Raw genomic sequence first — 15,912 nt, 5'->3', positions numbered from 1 at the left:
ATGACTGAACTTCCCCTGATCGGCGAGGCAATCGCCGTCGCCGCAGAACCGCGCCTCGCTGGGGCCCGGATCGGCGTCGTCACCTTCCCCGGGACCCTGGATGACCGCGACGCTGCCCGCGCCGTGCGCCTGGCCGGTGGCACCGCCGTCGAACTCTGGCACGCGGATACGGAACTTGGCGACGTGGACGCGGTGGTTATTCCCGGCGGTTTCTCCTACGGTGACTACCTCCGCGCCGGAGCGATCGCCCGGTTCGCACCCCTGATGTCCAAAATCATTGACGCAGCCAACAGCGAGGCCAAGCTGCCCGTACTCGGCATCTGCAACGGCTTCCAGATCCTCACCGAGTCGCACCTGCTGCCCGGCTCGATGATCAAGAACGACCACCTCAAGTTCATGTGCCGCGACCAGGTGCTGCGCGTCGAGAACAGCAACACCGCCTGGACGCTGGACTACCAGGCGGGCCAGGAAATCACTGTGCCGCTGAAGAACCAGGACGGCCAGTACATCGCGGACGAGAAGACCCTCGACGCCCTTGAGGCTGAGGGCCGCGTGGTGTTCCGCTACGTCGGATTCAACCCCAACGGTTCCCGCCGCGACATCGCCGGCATCTCCAACGCCGCCGGCAACGTGGTGGGCCTCATGCCGCACCCCGAGCACGCGGTGGAGGCCGGATTCGGCCCCGAGTCGCTTGATGGCGTCGGCGGGTCCGACACCGACGGCCTCGGCTTCTTCACCTCCGTTTTGACCAAGATTGTGGGAGGCGAAAAGTGAGCATCGAAACCACCAAGAAGTTCAACATCGACACTGTCGAGAACGCCGCGAAAACCCCGGACACCGAACTGCCCTGGGCCGAGCTGGGCCTGAAGCAGAACGAATTCGACGAGATCCTCAAGGTCCTGGGCCGCCGCCCCACCGGCGCCGAGCTCGCCATGTACTCCGTGATGTGGAGCGAGCACTGCTCCTACAAGTCCTCCAAGAACCACCTGCGCCAGTTCGGCGAGAAGGTGACCCCGGAGATGAAGAAGGACATGCTGGTGGGCATCGGCGAAAACGCCGGCGTGACCAACCTCGGGGACGGCTGGGCCGTGACCTTCAAGATCGAATCGCACAACTCGCCGTCGTTCGTTGAGCCCTACCAGGGCGCCGCAACCGGCATTGGCGGGATTGTCCGCGACATCATCTCCATGGGCGCCCGCCCCGTCGCCGTGATGGATCCGCTGCGCTTCGGCGCCATCGACCACCCGGACACCGCGCGCGTGATGCACGGTGCGGTGGCCGGTATCGGCGGCTACGGCAACTCCCTGGGCCTGCCGAACATCGGCGGCGAAATGGTGTTCGACTCCGTGTACCAGGGCAACCCGCTGGTCAACGCGTTGGCCGTGGGCGTCATGCGCCACGAGGACATCCGCCTCGCCAACGCCTCGGGCAAGGGCAACAAGGTGGTCCTGTTTGGTGCCCGCACCGGCGGCGACGGCATCGGCGGCGCCTCCGTGCTCGCCTCCGAGTCCTTCGACGACACCAAGCCCTCGAAGCGCCCCGCGGTGCAGGTGGGCGACCCGTTCGCCGAGAAGGTCCTCATCGAGTGCTGCCTGGAGCTGTTCAAGGGCTCCCTGGTGGAAGGCATCCAGGACCTCGGCGCCGCCGGCATCTCCTGCGCCACCTCCGAGCTGGCCTCCAATGGAGACGGCGGCATGCAGGTTGAGCTGACCTCCGTCCTGCTGCGCGACCCCACGCTGACCCCGGGCGAAATCCTGATGTCCGAGTCGCAGGAACGCATGATGGCAGTTGTCACGCCGGAGAACGTTGCGGCGTTCGAAGCCGTGATGGACAAGTGGGCTGTTGAATACGCCTGGCTGGGCGAGGTAACCGATACCGGCCGCCTCATCATCACCTGGGAAGGCGAGGTGATTGTCGACGTCGATCCCCGCACCGTGGCACACGACGGTCCGGTGTACGACCGCCCGTTTGCCCGTCCCGAGTGGCAGGACGCTGTGCAGGCCGATACCTTCACCGGTTCCGTGCAGGACGCCGGCCGGCCCTCAGCTCCTTCGGAGCTCGCCGCGGCAGTCACCGAACTGGTGGCATCACCGAACATGTGCTCCAAGTCCTGGATCACCAACCAGTACGACCGGTACGTTGGCGGCAACACCTCCATGGCGTTCCCGGACGACGCCGGCGTGGTGCGCGTGGATGAGGAAACCGGCCTGGGCGTTGCCCTGGCCACCGACGCCAACGGGCGGTACACCTACCTCGATCCCTACCACGGTGCGCAGCTGGCACTGGCCGAGGCCTACCGGAACGTCGCCACCTCCGGCGCCGTCCCGATGGCCGTCAGCGACTGCCTGAACTTCGGTTCCCCCGAGGACCCGGACGTTATGTGGCAGCTGGCGGAGGCCATCCGCGGCCTGTCCGACGCCTGCAAGGTGCTCGGTGTCCCCGTTACCGGCGGCAACGTCTCGCTGTACAACCAGACCGGCACCACGCCCATCCACCCCTCCCCCGTGGTGGCGGTCCTGGGCAAGCTCGACGACGTCGCCCGCCGCACGCCGTCGGGCTGGCGTGAGGACGGCCAGGCGATTTACCTGCTGGGCACCACCGCTGCCGAGCTGGACGGCTCCGAGTGGGCCAACATGCGCGGCCACCTGGGCGGCCAGCCGCCGAAGGTGGACCTCGACGCCGAACGCGCCCTGGGCGAGATCCTGATCAACGCCTCACGCGACGGCATGATCGACTCCGCCCACGACCTCTCCGAAGGTGGCCTCGCGGCTGCCCTGGTGGAGTCCTCGCTGCGCTACGGCGTGGGTGCCCGGATCGCGCTGCAGGATGTCCTGGACCGGGACGGCGTGGACCTGTTCACGGCGCTCTTCTCCGAATCCCAGGGCCGCGCCGTTGTGGGCGTTCCCCGGTCGGAGGAAGTCCGCTTCACGGATATGTGCACCGCCCGCGGCTTCACCCACACCCGTATCGGTGTGGTGGACGCTGCCAGCGGAACCCTGGACATCAACGGAGTGGAGAGCCTGTCCCTGGACGCGCTCCGCGAAGCCCACGAAGGGACCCTGCCGAAGTACTTCGGCTAGGCCCCACCCCCAACAAGCAACGCGGGGTCACTTACCGCCCAAAAATCCCTCCGGGATGGGCGCTGAGTGACCCCGCGTTGGTTTAACCCGGGCCCTAATCTTCGCTGTGGAGCTCCCGTTGGCGTGCGCTGAGCAGTTCGATTTCCGGGCGTCCGGCCACGAGGCGTTCGACGGCGGCCAGCACCTCCACGATGTGGGCCCGGTCGGCTGCCACGAGGCCTGCACCCAACCGGGTGCGCCGGTACTGGTCATGGTCCCCTACCTCCGCCACGGAGACGTCAAAGCGTCGCTTGACTTCAGCGATCAGCGGCCTGACGACGGAACGCTTTTCCTTAAGGCTCTGCACGTCGCCCAGGAGGATGTCGAATTCGATCCAGCCGATCCACATCAGATTGTGAGCTCCCCCATGAGGTCCCAAGCGTCGCCGTCGAGCTGGCGGCTGATGATGCGGGGTGTTTCGGCGAGGGCCTGGGGCATGTCCGCCATGGCCTGCTTGAAGTGTGGGCCGTTGACGTGGTCGCCAGCGGCATCGTCCTTGAAGGCTTCCACCAGGACGTACTCGTTCGGGTCATCGAGGCTGCGCGACCAGTCGAACCAGAGGTTGCCCGGTTCCTGGCGCGTGGCCTGGGTGAAATCTGCCACCAGGCCGGGCCAGCGCTCCGACCACTCGGGCTTGACCTTGAATTTGACGACGATAAAAATCATGGGCGCAGTCCTTCCGCAGCGAGTTGCCGTGCCCCTTCAATGTACCGGGATGTAACGTGGCGTTGCGCCGCCCGGGTCACCAGTCCCCCGGCCGCGTAGAACCAGTTGCCCGGCTTGCTGAACGCGCGGATCCGTAGGTGAACATCGGCGTCGCTGTTGATCTCCACCTCGAAGGATTCCTCGCCGCGGGCCGGATGCCCACGCAACGCTCCGTAGCCAAATCCAGCGGACTGCGGCACATCCGCCGTCAGCGGTTCGTGAACCCAGACCACCTCGCAGGGGGCATTCAAGCGAAAGGGTCCGACGCCGAAACCACTCACCACCCGCGCTCCCGGCACCACCTGTGGTGAATCCGTCCGGACGCGGAGGCCGGCGCGCCGCTGGAGCTCCCAGGACAGAATGCCGGCAGCTACCCGCCGGTACACGGCAAAGCCGGTGCCCAGCTGGACCTCTTCCAGGACCCCGGCGTACCCCTTCGGAACGGCCCCGTACTCCGTTCCTCCTATGCCGGGGTAATCAAGGTCATGCCGCATGCCCTGCTGCGGCCACTTGGGCATCACTGCTCGATGCCCCTGGAGCCGGCAAGCCGGGCCCAACCGAGCTGCTCCTGCTGTTTCCTGGTCAGCCCTGCCACCACCAGGTCGTAGGAGTCCTCCACCATGTCGCGGATCATGTCATCCGGCAGGGCCCCATCAAGGCGGACCCCGTTCCAGTGCGTCTTGTTCATGTGCCATGCGCCGGTGATTTCCGGGTGCGCGGCGCGGAGCTGCACGGCAAGGTTGGGCTCACATTTGAGGTTCACGTACCAGTCCCGCAGGTCCATCCCGGACAGCGCGAAAAGCTTGGCCTCATGCCGCGCCCCGCCGGCGGTATCGGCCCGAACCTTGAAGACAGCCGTCTCCGGCCCGAACGGATAATCCTCGAACGCGCCGGGAAACGAGAGGCAGATCTTCCTCAATGCAGCAGGGTCCATTCACGAAGCCTACAAAGCCGGCTGCCGCGGTGCTAGTCTGCGAGGATGTCACACGATCAGGGGGCCATTCCTGTTCTGGACCTGGCCACAGCCCGGCAATCCGAAGGGTCCTTCAACCCGGAATTCATTGAGCAGCTGCGCCATGCAACGCACCATGTGGGTTTCTTCCAGATCACCGGTTACGGTGCGTCGCCAGGCCAGCCGGAACGCCTGCTGGACCTTATCGGGCGGTTCTTTGCGCTGCCGCTGGAGGAACGGATGAAGCTGGACAACCGGCTTTCTCCGCACTTCCGCGGATACACGCGCATGGGCACGGAGGTGACCCAGGGCCGTGCGGATGCCCGGGAGCAAATTGACTATTCGCCCGAACGCGAGCCTGTCACGGACTACCCGGATGACAAGCCTTACTGGTTGCTCCAAGGCCCCAACCTGTGGCCCGAGGACTCCTTCCCGGAACTCAAGCCTGCCGCAATGGAGTGGGCGGAACTGATGTCCCGGGTAGGAATGGAACTGCTCCGGGCCATCGCGGTCTCACTGAAACTGCCCGAAGACTATTTCGACGAGCCGTTCCAGGGCAGCCCGGCCTGGATGGGAAAGCTGGTTCACTACGTGGGCGGAGTCGTGGAAGCCGCAGGCGACCAGGGCGTGGGCTCACACGCGGACTACGGGTTCGTCACGCTCCTGCTGCAGGACGATATCGGCGGACTGGAGGTCCTTCCGCCCGGGGCCAGCGAATGGGCGCCCGTCGAGCCCATCCCCGGAGCCCTGGTGGTGAACCTAGGCGAGATGCTCGAAGTCGCGACCGAAGGCTACCTCGTGGCCACGATTCATCGGGTCCAGGCGCCGCCACCGGGCGTGGACAGGTATTCGGTCCCGTTCTTCTGGTCGCCCCGCCTCGACGCCGTGATCGATCCCGTCCCCCTCCCGCCGGAGCTCAAGGCCGAAGCGCGGGGTATCACTGACGATCCCGCCAACCCGCTGTTGGCTTCCTACGGGATGAATATGCTCAAAGGCAGGATGCGGGCCCACCCGGACGTCACGGAACGGCACTATCCGGGGCTCCTGACCCGCTGAACCGGCAGGAACGTCAGAGGTTGTATTTCCAGGCCTGCTGGGCCGGACAGGTGTCCATCACAACGTCCAGCCCGGCAGCCTTGGCCCGTTCCGCCGCGGCCTCGTCGATGACACCCAGCTGCAGCCACACCGCTTTCGCTCCCACCGCGATAGCCTGGTCCACCACATCCCCCACCTTCTGCGAGTTCACAAAACAGTCCACGACCTCGATGGGATGCTTTTCGGGCGGGATGTCACCGAGGCTCCGGTAGCCAGTTTCCCCGTGTACGGCTTCGCCGGGAAGGTTGACGGGGATAATCTCCATTCCCAGCCGGTCCCGGATAAAAAGCGAGGTGTCGTAGGCTGCACGCCACTCATTCGTGGTGAGGCCCACGATGGCCCAGCGACCTTTGGTCCGCATCAGGCGTTCGACAACGGCAGGATCATTTTTGTGGCCCATGCGCTTAGCCTACGTCGCCCGCGGCTACCGGTTGAACTTCTGCAGCCAGCTGTTGCCGGGGATGGCCTTCAAGGCCTGGCCGGCGGTGTCCGCCGTCCCCTGCAAAGTCCCTCCGGCCACGTAGGCCAGCACACCCGGCACGGCATCACCAACCTTGCCCGGCGCATCGGAACCGACTTGGCCGTCCTGCCCCACGGCATGCCCCGGCTGCCCGTCCGCCTTCCCCTTAGCCGTGGCGGCAGAACCAGCAATCGTGGCGGCAGCAGCGGCGTCGTTTCCGGTCCCTTTCGCCATGCCCTGCCCGGTGGAGGCCGCACCGCTCCCCTTTACTCCGGAGGCGTGCGTGGCCGGGATTCCGGCGGAGGCCGCCGGGCTGCGGCGGGGACCAGCAGGATTCTCCGCAACGCCAGCGGGTTGGCTGTCAGCAGTATCGCCCGGGTCCGGTTCAGAAGCTTCCACTTCAGCTCCAGTGCTGCCGGACAGAGCCGTTGCCGGCAGCCCGGTTCCGAGGGCCTGCGGCGCCGGAACACTCCAGGCGGGAGCCCAGTCCTTGAGCATGTGCTGGATGGAGAGGCTCCCCGCCTGCCCGGCAGGGGCCGTGCTGGCGGCAACCCCGCCCGCACCCATCCCCATCCCGGCTATCAGGGCAAGCCCCACCACCGTGGGACGGTGCGCGCGGAGCCACCGGCGCCGCCCCAACTCGTCGCCCCCGGGCCCTTCGTTGTCTCCGGCCAGCAGCGCGGCAAGTTCTCCGGACGGGACGGGTGCGGGCAGCGACGCCAGGGATCCCAGCGAGAGGAGAGCTGAGCGAAGCGTGTCATCCTGCCCGAATCCGGCGTCGAGGAGCATCTCCTCCACGGTTTCCGGCGACACGTTGGCTTGCGGTGTCATGGCCTCAGGTACTCCTTCACTGCCGACAGTTCCCGGAGCTTGCCCAGCGCCCGCCGCTGCAGCTGCTTCACGGCACCCGGGCTTTTGCCCATGGCATCGGCTGACTGCTCCACGGTGAGCCCGGCCACGAGGCGCAGGGACAGGACTTCGCGCTGGTCCTGGGGCAACCCGTCCAGCAGGTCCAGGACTTCCCGCGGGGAGATTCGTTCGAGGGCTTCGGATTCGGCGGAGGAGTCTTCCCGCTGGTCCAGCTCGGGCTCGAAAGGCAGCTTGGCGGGTGTGCGGCTTTGGCGCCGGTGGTCGTCCACCATTCGGGCGTGGGCCACCGAGAAGATCAACGTGCGCAGCCCGGCCGTGCCGCCGTGGATGGTGCCAAGCCGCGGCAGGACGGAGAGGAACACTTCCTGCATGGCCGCCTCCGGATCCTCGACTCCCCGGGCGGTGAGATAGCCCAGGACCTGTGACGCATATGTCCGGTAGACGACGCTGAAGACGGCCGGCCCGGCGGAGTGCTCACCCAGGTCCTGGTCTGTCAGCGCATCAATCACGGACGTAGTGCTTTCGGTCAAAGAAGGGCCACTGGGGGTGAGGCTGAATCCGCTTCACGGGATGCCTTTTCCCCGCATCACTTTACCCTTCGGTAACCTGCCCGGGTGCGCCACGCGTTATGGTGCATCGGTCACGGCCCCCGCCCCGGACATTGAAAGAGCCGGCCTGGAACGTGATGGGGGACAAGTTCCAGGCCGGCGCTACATAGGGGTAATCGCTCCGGGCGCGCCAAGGGTTACGCCCTGGGGCAAAAACTTTAGGAATTTTCTTGCGGGCCTTTTTCAGCGGGCCGCAGCCGTCACCCAACGGGGCCGGCTTCCCTGCCGGCGGGGACCGTTGGCCAAGCTGAAGGTGTGCCCGGAGGCGGGCACGCGCCGGTCGTCGCAGTCCTCCTGGGCGGTGGCGGCAGCCGACGCCGGAACTGCAGCAGGCGCCTGGCGCGCCACAGTGCCGGCCGGGCAAAGATCGGTCACCAGTCCGGTGCCTGCGCATTCCCGGACTGCGGCAATTCCGGCAGCGAGGGCGGTTTTGGTGTCAAAGGGGCCCGAGACGGCCATGATGGTGCCGTCCGGTGCAAGGAGGCGGAATCTGAAAAAGGAATCGTGGTCAACAAACGCTTCGAACTTACCGGCCATAACAAATCCTTCCGTTCTGCGGGTCCGTATGCGGGGGCGCCATTGCCACCGGCCGGTCCGGGCGCATCCCTGCCCCTTATTCCCGCGGGTCTGGTCGAACGATTGGTGATCGGGTCACCGGGTGTACCAACGAGTCTCTCCGGTAGGCCCGCAACCCCGCAAGACCCAGGGCGTTAACCCTGTGTAAATTGCTGTAAATTACCGGCACAACGCGGCGCGGCGGGCCACCTTTGAAGGTGGCCCTTCCCGCTACGTCCCCGATCCCGCAAGCTCGATTGGGGCCCCTCGGTAGCGTGGGCCCACCCGTCAGTCGTTGATGAGGTCGTTCACCACGATGGTCTGGTCCCGGTCCGGGCCGACGCCGATGGCGGAGAACCGCGTACCGGAGAGCTTCTCGAGGGCCAGCACATAATTGCGGGCATTCTCCGGAAGGTCGGCCAGCGTGCGTGCCCCGGTGATGTCCTCGGTCCAGCCCTCGAAGTACTCAAAGATGGGCACTGCGTGGTGGAACTCGGTCTGCGTCATGGGCATCTCGTCGTGGCGGACGCCGTCCACGTCGTACGCCACGCAGACGGGGATCTGCTCGATGCCGGTGAGTACATCCAGCTTGGTGACGAAGTAGTCCGTGAAGCCGTTGACGCGGGAGGCGTGGCGGGCCAGTACGGCGTCGTACCAGCCGCAGCGGCGCGGCCGGCCCGTGTTGACGCCGAATTCACCGCCGGTCTTCTGCAGGTACACACCCATCTCGTCGAAAAGTTCGGTGGGGAACGGTCCTGCACCAACGCGGGTGGTGTATGCCTTGATGATGCCGATGGAGCGGGAAATGCGGGTGGGGCCAATGCCCGAGCCCACGGACGCGCCGCCGGCGGTGGGGTTGGAGGAGGTCACGAACGGGTAGGTGCCGTGGTCCACGTCCAGGAACGTGGCCTGGCCGCCCTCCATGAGCACTACCTTGCCCTCGTCCAGGGCCGTGTTCAGGACCAGGGTGCTGTCGATGACCAGCGGGCGGAGCCGGTCTGCGAAGGAGAGGAAATACTCCACAATCTCCTCGACCAGCACGCCGCGGCGGTTGTAGATCTTGACCAGGAGTTCGTTCTTCTGCCGCAGCGAGCCTTCCACCTTCTGGCGGAGGATCGACTCGTCGAAGACGTCCTGGACGCGGATGCCCAGGCGCGCCACCTTGTCCATGTACGCGGGGCCAATGCCGCGACCCGTGGTCCCGATGGCGCGGCTGCCGAGGTAGCGCTCCGTCACCTTGTCCAGCACCTGGTGGTACGGCGCCACGAGGTGGGCGTTGGCGGAGACTCGGAGCTTTGAGGTGTCAGCGCCGCGTGCCTGGAGGCCTTCGATCTCCTGGAAGAGTGCCTCGAGGTTCACTACGCAGCCGTTGCCGATGATGGGGACGGCGTTGGGGCTGAGGATGCCTGCCGGAAGCAGCTTGAGTTCGTATTTTTCACCGCCTACGACGACGGTGTGCCCGGCGTTGTTGCCGCCGTTTGGTTTGACGACGTAGTCAACGCGTCCGCCCAGCAGGTCGGTCGCCTTGCCTTTTCCTTCGTCGCCCCACTGGGCTCCTACGATCACAATTGCTGGCATGGGATCCTCCCCCATTCGTTCGGGCTGTCCGGTCCGGCCACAACGTGGCGGAACTGTACAGCGCCGTTCATGAGAATGCCCCGAATCGACCGCCCTTCGCCGGCCGCAGGGCGGCACAGCGATGCAAGAGTTCCGGGGCTCTTACCACCCAAGTTTAGCCGATTGGCGGGTTAGTCCACCCGTTGGCCCGCCGCGGCCCTTCTTGCGGAGTAAAAGGCCTCCGGGAGGGGACGCGGCGGGCTGCCGGCGGCTGCTACTCGTCCTCGGCCTCCCCGGCCGGGCGGGAGGTCTGGGTGGCGAGGCTGTCCCAGAAGGAGGTGTCGGCGTCGGCAATTGACCCGTCAGCGATGGCGGCGGCCGTTGCGGTCAACGTGGTGACCGTCTGCTTGATCAGGTAGCCGTTGCTGCGCAGGCCCAGGGCATAGCCGTCCAGGTAGTGGTCGGACATGCCGCGCATCTCGAACAGCAGGGTTGCGATGCCGTATTCGACGGCGATGCCGTTACGGCTGATGGTTTCTGCGCTGCCGCCCACATACTTGCCCAGGTGGCCCCAGCCGGTGGAGTCGACGTTGTGGAACACCACTGCGCCCAGCTGCTTGGACTTCTCCACAACAGCAGGATCGGCGTTGGGCGTGGTGGGATACAGGATGGAGCCGGACACCAGCTCACCGTCGCGCTGGCTGCGGGTGCCCTGGTGGTGGAGGTCGATCATGTAATCGATCCGGTACTTGCGCATCACGTTGTTATGCAGCGCCTGGGTTTCGGGCTGGACCTTGTCCACGTGGTCCCGGTTGAGGTCCACTTCTTCGGCGTTGTAGCGGGTCATGTTGCGGCCGCCCTTGGCCTGGTAGTCGTCCAGGGAGAAGTTCACGTCACCCATGGCGCCGTCTGCGTTCAGCATGGGAACGATGAGGATGTTGACACCGTCCAGGACGTCCCCCGACTTTGCGGTGCCGAGGTGCTTGACGAACTCAAGGGCGCCTTCGGTGGTTAGCTGTTCGTTGCCGTGCTGCTGTGTCAGGTACAGGATGGTGGGCTTGGCCGGATCCGAGATGTACTTGACCAGGTGGATGTCGCGGCCCTTCACCGTCTGCCCGATGACCTCCAGTTCCATGGCCGGCTGGCGCGCGTCCTGGTCTTTGAGGAATGACACCATCTGGTCGTATGTGGCCAGCTTCGAGGTGGTGATCTGGCCGTTGCCGTCATAGTTGGGGCCTTCGCCCACGGCTATCGCCGGTACCGGCGCGGTCACTGCTGCCAGAGCCAGGGCTCCGGAAACGGCCAAGGTCCTGAAAATTGCCAGGGTTTTTTTCACGGTGCGTTACCTCTTTCGAGTGCATTTGGGTGCGTCCAGGCCGCCATGTCCCCCATTGCGGCCTGTGACAAGAGCCAACCAAGCTGGACGAAAGCTGTCAATGGATATAACAGGTTGTGGCATGCAGTTATTACGATCGGAACATACGCCGAAACCGCGCGGAGCATCACTTTTCCGGTGGCCCTGCACCGGCGTTTCGTTTCCCGGGGCTTGCTAAACTGGGAAAGGCCGACCCGGAATCGGCCCACCCCATTTCAACCACCTCGAATGTGTTGCGCCACCGTGCGCCCATTTTTCGCGGTGGCAGCAACACCAATCCCCGCAGGAGACCCAGCACTACATGACCGCACTGGCACCCGAATCCTTCCATGAGCAGCTTCTGAGCCGCCGCTACGAACCCAATGTTGCCGCCGTCAACGAGCTGTGCGATTCCCTGCAGGAGGCAAAGCCCGGCACAACAGTGCCCTACGTCGACCCCATGCACGACGTAGAGGAATGCCGGATCATCAGCCTCTACTCGAACATTGGCGAGGCCGACAAATCCGGTTTCATCACCTCCGGGGACGCTGACGCCGCCACCCGGATGCTCGGCATCCAGTGGAAGCTGGGCCTTCGCCCCGAGTACGTGATGCCGTGGAACGTCCACCCGTGGCACATCCCCGGCGAGCCGAACGGGAAATTCACCCCGGACCAGATCTCCGCCGGCCTGAAGCCACTGCTGAAGTTCCTGGCCGTGGTGCCCCGCGCTTCTGTGATCGTGGCTCACGGCACGGAGGCCAACCGCCTGGCCAACCTGCTGCTGAAGACCGAAGTCCCGCTGCTCTGGCGCCGCGGCCTGAAGACCTACAAGGTGCGCTCCCTGAGCGGCCGCGCCTTCGCCGGTTCACCCGCCCGCCAGGAGGAATACCTCGAAGCCATGCGTGTGGCCTACGCCGACGCCATGGCCCGCACGGGCCTGCAGAAAGCCTAACCAGCCCATTGAGGTTGCTGTTTTCCGGTGATTGAGCTTGTCGAAATCAGGTTTCGACAAGCTCAACCACCGCTGACGACGACGGCCGGTCACCTTTCTCGAAAAGGTGACCGGCCGTCGTCGTTCTTTTAACCCAACGCGGGGTCACTTCCCGCCCAATCCGCTAGCCGGAGAGGGCGGAAAGTGACCCTCCCCACCAGCGCCCTAGCCTCGCAAGCTCGGCCAGGGAACCCTGTGTGCGGGGCCCCACGTTAGTCTTGCTATTTGGCTTCGATGGCTGATTTCGCCGTGGGATCGGAGTCGTTCAGGAACTTCTCGATCCGCTCCGGCTCCTCGGCCTCACCGATCGCCGATGCTGCGCGGCCCAGCGAATACAGCGCCCGCAGGAAGCCTCGGTTGGGCTCGTGCTCCCAGGGGATGGGACCCACGCCGCGCCAGCCGTTGCGGCGCAGCGAGTCCAGTCCGCGGTGGTAACCCACCCGGGAGTACGCATAGGAATCGATGGTGCGCCCCTCGGCCCAGGCCTCTTCCGCGAGCAGTGCCCACAGCAGCGAGGACGTTGGGTGCTGGGCCACGAGGTCCAGGGGCTCCTGGCCCGCTTCCAGCTGCTGGTTGACCTCGGTCTCGGCAGGCAGGAGCGTGGGCTCGGGGCCCATGAGGTTCCGGCGGAACTCGTCGGACATTCCTAGAAGGTCTTTCCGGCCGAGCCGAGCTGCTTGGTGGCCTCCACCACGCGGGCTGCCAGGCCGGCTTCAGCCGATGCGCCCCAGACGCGGGGATCGTAGGTCTTCTTGTTGCCCACTTCGCCGTCCACCTTCAGGACGCCGTCGTAGTTGCGGAACATGTGGTCCGCCACCGGACGCGTGTAGGCGTACTGGGTGTCGGTGTCGATGTTCATCTTGATGGTGCCGTAGGAGACAGCGTCCGCGATTTCCTGGTCCGAGGAGCCCGAGCCGCCGTGGAACACGAGGTCGAACGGGCTGTCCTTGCCGATCTTGGCGCCAACCTGCGCCTGGATGTCCTTGAGGATCTCCGGGCGCAGCTTCACGCCGCCGGGCTTGTACACGCCGTGGACGTTGCCGAAGGTCAGCGCGGTGATGTAACGGCCGTTTTCGCCGGAGCCCAGCGCTTCAATGGTGGCCAGTGCATCTTCGACCGTGGTGTAAAGCTTTTCGTTGATCTCGTTCTCCACACCGTCCTCTTCGCCGCCCACCGTGCCGATCTCGACCTCGAGGATCATCTTGGCGGCAGCGGTGCGCTCGAGCAGCTCGCGGGCGATGCGCAGGTTCTCCTGCAGGGTCTCTGCGGAACCGTCCCACATGTGCGAGTTGAAGAGCGGGTTGCGGCCGGCCTTGACCTCAGCCTCGGAAGCAGCCAGCAGGGGCAAGACGAAGCCGTCCAGCTTGTCCTTGGGGCAGTGGTCCGTGTGCAGCGCGATGTTGACGTTGTAGTTCTTGGCAACTTCGCGGGCGAAAGCGGCGAAGCCCAGCGAACCGGCGACCATGTCCTTGGTGGAGGCGCCGGACCAGTAAGCCGCACCGCCGGTGGATACCTGGACGATGCCGTCGGACTCAGCGTCTGCGAAGCCGCGCAGGGCTGCGTTCAACGTCTGCGAGGAGGTCACGTTCACGGCGGGGAATGCGAAGCCGCCCGCCTTTGCGCGGTCGATCATCTCGGAGTAGATCTCTGGGGTTGCAATGGGCATGCTGACTCCTATGCTGAGGTTCGTCTGTGGGCTGGTAACCCTGGAGTACCGCTTACGGCTAGCACCATCCTAGTCATTTCCGCCGGGGGTGTGCTGTGGGTTACGCAGCACCCGGGCCTGCCATGCCCCAGCCGAGTTGGCACTTAACGGCAATCGCGGGGCCCGCCATTGCCGTTATCTGTCATTTCGGCTCCAGCCCCGGCTTTGCAAGGCCCGCCTGACCTTGGATACAACGGCGGGATGCTCGCCTTCGAGGTGCTGCTTCCCAATCCGGACTTCCAACCAGCCCTGCGAGGCAGTCATGTCCTGCCGCCGGATATCCCTGAGGTGCTGCTCCGCCCCCGCATGGTGTTCGCCGTCGTACTGGAGTGCAATCCTCCATTGTGGGTAGGCCGCATCCGGCCAAAGGACAGCAACTCCACGCCGGTCGAACAGCACGTGGTTCAGAACCGGCTCCGGCAGTCCGGCACCAACGAGCAGCAGGCGCATCTGGGTCTCGGGTGCAGAATCCGATCCCACTCGAATCAGGTCAAATGCCTCGCGCGCACTGCGAACGCCCCTCATCCCGGGATGCCGACTGATGATGCCGCGCAACTCCTCCATGCTGCAGATAGCCTCCTTGGGGCGTGGGAACGCGGATCCATGGGAGCAGACGAGATAGTCGCCCACCGCCACCAGTTCTGCGACATTCAGCACAGAAGCCAAGTCCAGCCAGGTCCGCGCAGGCGAGGTGAGCCGGACGCCGTCGTACTCCGTCACTTCATCCGGGAGGAAGGTCAACAGGTGCCCTACGACGTTGGCACGACGCGGGAAGCTGAAACCGCGGCGCCGGGCGAGGTGGATCCGCCAGTCACCGCTCCATCGGGCTGACAAGGGAGCGCCCCAAATGTGCGCAGCCGACAAGGACGCCAGGATGGACGTGTCGTCGAGGTCAGTGTAGGCCCGCAATGCCAGCGATCCCGTGGCTCCAGACTTGGCCGGGACGCGGATTCCGCGTGAAACAGTCACCAGGTCCTTCGCCGCGGTGCGCGTACGTGTGACCCCGGCTTTGTCGGAGGCCCGGAGGGAAAAGGAACCGTTGGTCAGGTGGTCTGGAAGGGCGGCCCTGCGCATCCCTCATTGTCGTCCGGGAGGATTGGCGGGAAGGAGTTATCCACAGCTCGGGTGCCAAGGACGCAGCGAGATGGCATTTAACGGCAATCCCCGGCGCCGGCATTGCCGTTAAGTGTCATCTCGCGAAGCTAGACGTGCTGGTTGAAGACGTGCCGGCGCACCCAGGCGTGCATGGCGATCGCGGCAGCAGAGGCTGCGTTGATGGACCGGGTGGAGCCGAACTGTTCGATGGACAGCGTGGCGACGGCGGCTTCGTGCACTTCGGGCGTGAGGCCGGGGCCTTCCTGCCCGAACACCAGCACGCAATCTTTAGGGAGTTCGTAGGTTTCCAGCGGTACCGAGTCGGGGAAGATGTCGATTCCAATGATGGCCAGCCCCTCCCCCTGCGCCCACGCCACGAAGTCCTCAACAGTGGGGTGGTGGCGGACGTGCTGATAGCGGTCGGTGACCATGGCGCCGCGCCGGTTCCACCGCCGTCGGCCGATGATGTGCACCTCTTTGGCGAGGAAGGCGTTGGCGGTGCGCACCACTGTGCCGATGTTCAGGTCGTGCTGCCAGTTTTCGATGGCGACATGGAAGCTGTGGCGGCGGGAGTCCAGTTCAGCCACGATCGCCTCGTGCTTCCAGTACCGGTACTTGTCCAGCACGTTCCGCCGGTCACCGTCCGCGAGGAGGTCGGGGTCCCAGTGGTCGCCGTCGGGCAGTTCGCCTTCCCAGGGCCCGACGCCGACCTCCGCCTTTTCGGGCGCGGCTTCCGCCGGCTCGGGCTGGGGTTGGGACGTCATACCGGGGGTTTGGTTCACCCCTCAACACTAGATGATTAAGTCCTATTGGATTTAGTGGTCGTAGGCGATTAGGGAGCGTTTG

18 protein-coding genes are annotated in these 15,912 nt (G+C 65.4%); 4 read left to right on the top strand and 14 right to left on the bottom strand.

From position 1 onward, the window contains the following. Complete coding sequence (gene purQ / locus QRN11_RS08315) at positions 1–774, top strand: phosphoribosylformylglycinamidine synthase subunit PurQ (RefSeq protein WP_285250597.1); 774 nt, start codon at positions 1–3, stop codon at positions 772–774. Further along, positions 771–3,080: a phosphoribosylformylglycinamidine synthase subunit PurL gene (purL, locus tag QRN11_RS08310; protein ID WP_091421109.1), complete on the top strand. Its 2,310-nt coding sequence runs from the start codon at positions 771–773 to the stop codon at positions 3,078–3,080. Before purQ ends, purL begins: the two co-directional genes overlap by 4 nt. A 94-nt stretch (positions 3,081–3,174) precedes the next feature. On the opposite strand, the gene QRN11_RS08305 is transcribed toward purL, so the two are convergent. Genes QRN11_RS08305 through QRN11_RS08290 form a run of 4 tightly spaced genes read right to left on the bottom strand, consistent with a single transcriptional unit; the run spans position 3,175 to position 4,758 of the window. Further along, a complete protein-coding gene (locus QRN11_RS08305; protein WP_285250596.1) occupies positions 3,175–3,468 on the bottom strand; it encodes a DUF503 domain-containing protein in 294 nt (97 codons plus the stop codon). Beyond that, on the bottom strand, positions 3,468–3,785 hold the full coding sequence (locus tag QRN11_RS08300) for a putative quinol monooxygenase (RefSeq protein ID WP_285250595.1): 318 nt from the start codon (positions 3,783–3,785) through the stop codon (positions 3,468–3,470). The genes QRN11_RS08305 and QRN11_RS08300 overlap by 1 nt, the downstream gene beginning before the upstream one ends. After that, positions 3,782–4,342, bottom strand: coding sequence for a DUF1990 domain-containing protein (locus QRN11_RS08295; RefSeq protein WP_285250594.1), 561 nt, complete (start codon positions 4,340–4,342; stop codon positions 3,782–3,784). Before QRN11_RS08295 ends, QRN11_RS08300 begins: the two co-directional genes overlap by 4 nt. Then, a complete protein-coding gene (locus tag QRN11_RS08290) occupies positions 4,342–4,758 on the bottom strand; it encodes an MmcQ/YjbR family DNA-binding protein (RefSeq protein ID WP_091421101.1) in 417 nt (138 codons plus the stop codon). The genes QRN11_RS08295 and QRN11_RS08290 overlap by 1 nt, the downstream gene beginning before the upstream one ends. Before the next feature lie 45 nt (positions 4,759–4,803). Between QRN11_RS08290 and QRN11_RS08285 the strand changes: the two genes are divergently transcribed. Further along, on the top strand, positions 4,804–5,832 hold the full coding sequence (locus QRN11_RS08285; RefSeq protein ID WP_285250593.1) for an isopenicillin N synthase family dioxygenase: 1,029 nt from the start codon (positions 4,804–4,806) through the stop codon (positions 5,830–5,832). A gap of 13 nt (positions 5,833–5,845) precedes the next feature. Here QRN11_RS08285 and QRN11_RS08280 read toward each other — a convergent pair whose 3' ends face one another. The 6 genes from QRN11_RS08280 to QRN11_RS08255 form a co-directional block, all read right to left on the bottom strand. Next, positions 5,846–6,271, bottom strand: coding sequence for a CoA-binding protein (locus QRN11_RS08280; RefSeq protein ID WP_142058628.1), 426 nt, complete (start codon positions 6,269–6,271; stop codon positions 5,846–5,848). A gap of 24 nt (positions 6,272–6,295) precedes the next feature. Next, complete coding sequence (locus QRN11_RS08275; RefSeq protein WP_285250592.1) at positions 6,296–7,162, bottom strand: hypothetical protein; 867 nt, start codon at positions 7,160–7,162, stop codon at positions 6,296–6,298. Further along, positions 7,159–7,710 (bottom strand): RNA polymerase sigma factor, encoded by a 552-nt coding sequence (locus QRN11_RS08270; RefSeq protein WP_285250687.1) that lies wholly within the window; start codon positions 7,708–7,710, stop codon positions 7,159–7,161. Before QRN11_RS08270 ends, QRN11_RS08275 begins: the two co-directional genes overlap by 4 nt. Positions 7,711–7,992: 282 nt before the next feature. After that, the gene (locus tag QRN11_RS08265; RefSeq protein WP_091421086.1) at positions 7,993–8,346 is read right to left on the bottom strand and encodes a YegP family protein; all 354 of its coding nucleotides are present in this window, start codon (positions 8,344–8,346) and stop codon (positions 7,993–7,995) included. A gap of 306 nt (positions 8,347–8,652) precedes the next feature. Beyond that, positions 8,653–9,942 carry an adenylosuccinate synthase gene (locus QRN11_RS08260; RefSeq protein WP_142063040.1) on the bottom strand — a complete coding sequence of 430 codons (1,290 nt, stop codon included), beginning with the start codon at positions 9,940–9,942 and terminating at the stop codon, positions 8,653–8,655. Between the two features lie 253 nt (positions 9,943–10,195). Then, the gene (locus QRN11_RS08255; protein WP_285250591.1) at positions 10,196–11,257 is read right to left on the bottom strand and encodes a M14 family zinc carboxypeptidase; all 1,062 of its coding nucleotides are present in this window, start codon (positions 11,255–11,257) and stop codon (positions 10,196–10,198) included. Positions 11,258–11,597: 340 nt separating this feature from the next. Here QRN11_RS08255 and QRN11_RS08250 point away from each other — a divergent pair, with 340 nt between their 5' ends. Next, on the top strand, positions 11,598–12,227 hold the full coding sequence (locus QRN11_RS08250) for a uracil-DNA glycosylase family protein (RefSeq protein WP_285250590.1): 630 nt from the start codon (positions 11,598–11,600) through the stop codon (positions 12,225–12,227). Between the two features lie 260 nt (positions 12,228–12,487). On the opposite strand, the gene QRN11_RS08245 is transcribed toward QRN11_RS08250, so the two are convergent. The 4 genes from QRN11_RS08245 to QRN11_RS08230 form a co-directional block, all read right to left on the bottom strand. Next, positions 12,488–12,910 (bottom strand): DUF3151 domain-containing protein, encoded by a 423-nt coding sequence (locus QRN11_RS08245; RefSeq protein WP_091421076.1) that lies wholly within the window; start codon positions 12,908–12,910, stop codon positions 12,488–12,490. Positions 12,911–12,912: 2 nt separating this feature from the next. After that, positions 12,913–13,932: a class II fructose-bisphosphate aldolase gene (fbaA, locus tag QRN11_RS08240; RefSeq protein WP_091421073.1), complete on the bottom strand. Its 1,020-nt coding sequence runs from the start codon at positions 13,930–13,932 to the stop codon at positions 12,913–12,915. Between the two features lie 174 nt (positions 13,933–14,106). Further along, entirely contained in the window at positions 14,107–15,045 is a 939-nt protein-coding gene (locus QRN11_RS08235; protein WP_285250589.1) for a putative endonuclease domain-containing protein, read from the bottom strand. Positions 15,046–15,173: 128 nt separating this feature from the next. Then, positions 15,174–15,830, bottom strand: a complete 657-nt coding sequence (locus QRN11_RS08230) for a TrmH family RNA methyltransferase (RefSeq protein ID WP_285250588.1) — start codon at positions 15,828–15,830, stop codon at positions 15,174–15,176. Positions 15,831–15,912: the final 82 nt, after the last annotated feature.

The organism is Pseudarthrobacter sp. fls2-241-R2A-168, from assembly GCF_030209335.1.
GTDB lineage: Bacteria > Actinomycetota > Actinomycetes > Actinomycetales > Micrococcaceae > Arthrobacter.
The sequence above is the reverse complement of the archived record's forward strand: the minus strand, read 5'-3'. Positions and strand labels throughout refer to the sequence as shown.

Bases quoted from the DNA above. Each gene is read 5' to 3' on its own strand.
- QRN11_RS08285 (WP_285250593.1), top strand. From the start codon at position 4,804: ATGTCACACGATCAGGGGGCCATTCCTGTTCTGGACCTGGCCACAGCC.
- QRN11_RS08260 (WP_142063040.1), bottom strand. From the start codon at position 9,942: ATGCCAGCAATTGTGATCGTAGGAGCCCAGTGGGGCGACGAAGGAAAA.
- purQ (WP_285250597.1), top strand. From the start codon at position 1: ATGACTGAACTTCCCCTGATCGGCGAGGCAATCGCCGTCGCCGCAGAA.
- QRN11_RS08290 (WP_091421101.1), bottom strand. From the start codon at position 4,758: ATGGACCCTGCTGCATTGAGGAAGATCTGCCTCTCGTTTCCCGGCGCG.
- QRN11_RS08280 (WP_142058628.1), bottom strand. From the start codon at position 6,271: ATGGGCCACAAAAATGATCCTGCCGTTGTCGAACGCCTGATGCGGACC.
- QRN11_RS08305 (WP_285250596.1), bottom strand. From the start codon at position 3,468: ATGTGGATCGGCTGGATCGAATTCGACATCCTCCTGGGCGACGTGCAG.
- QRN11_RS08295 (WP_285250594.1), bottom strand. From the start codon at position 4,342: ATGCCCAAGTGGCCGCAGCAGGGCATGCGGCATGACCTTGATTACCCC.
- QRN11_RS08230 (WP_285250588.1), bottom strand. From the start codon at position 15,830: ATGACGTCCCAACCCCAGCCCGAGCCGGCGGAAGCCGCGCCCGAAAAG.
- QRN11_RS08300 (WP_285250595.1), bottom strand. From the start codon at position 3,785: ATGATTTTTATCGTCGTCAAATTCAAGGTCAAGCCCGAGTGGTCGGAG.
- QRN11_RS08275 (WP_285250592.1), bottom strand. From the start codon at position 7,162: ATGACACCGCAAGCCAACGTGTCGCCGGAAACCGTGGAGGAGATGCTC.
- QRN11_RS08245 (WP_091421076.1), bottom strand. From the start codon at position 12,910: ATGTCCGACGAGTTCCGCCGGAACCTCATGGGCCCCGAGCCCACGCTC.
- QRN11_RS08235 (WP_285250589.1), bottom strand. From the start codon at position 15,045: ATGCGCAGGGCCGCCCTTCCAGACCACCTGACCAACGGTTCCTTTTCC.
- QRN11_RS08250 (WP_285250590.1), top strand. From the start codon at position 11,598: ATGACCGCACTGGCACCCGAATCCTTCCATGAGCAGCTTCTGAGCCGC.
- fbaA (WP_091421073.1), bottom strand. From the start codon at position 13,932: ATGCCCATTGCAACCCCAGAGATCTACTCCGAGATGATCGACCGCGCA.
- QRN11_RS08265 (WP_091421086.1), bottom strand. From the start codon at position 8,346: ATGGCCGGTAAGTTCGAAGCGTTTGTTGACCACGATTCCTTTTTCAGA.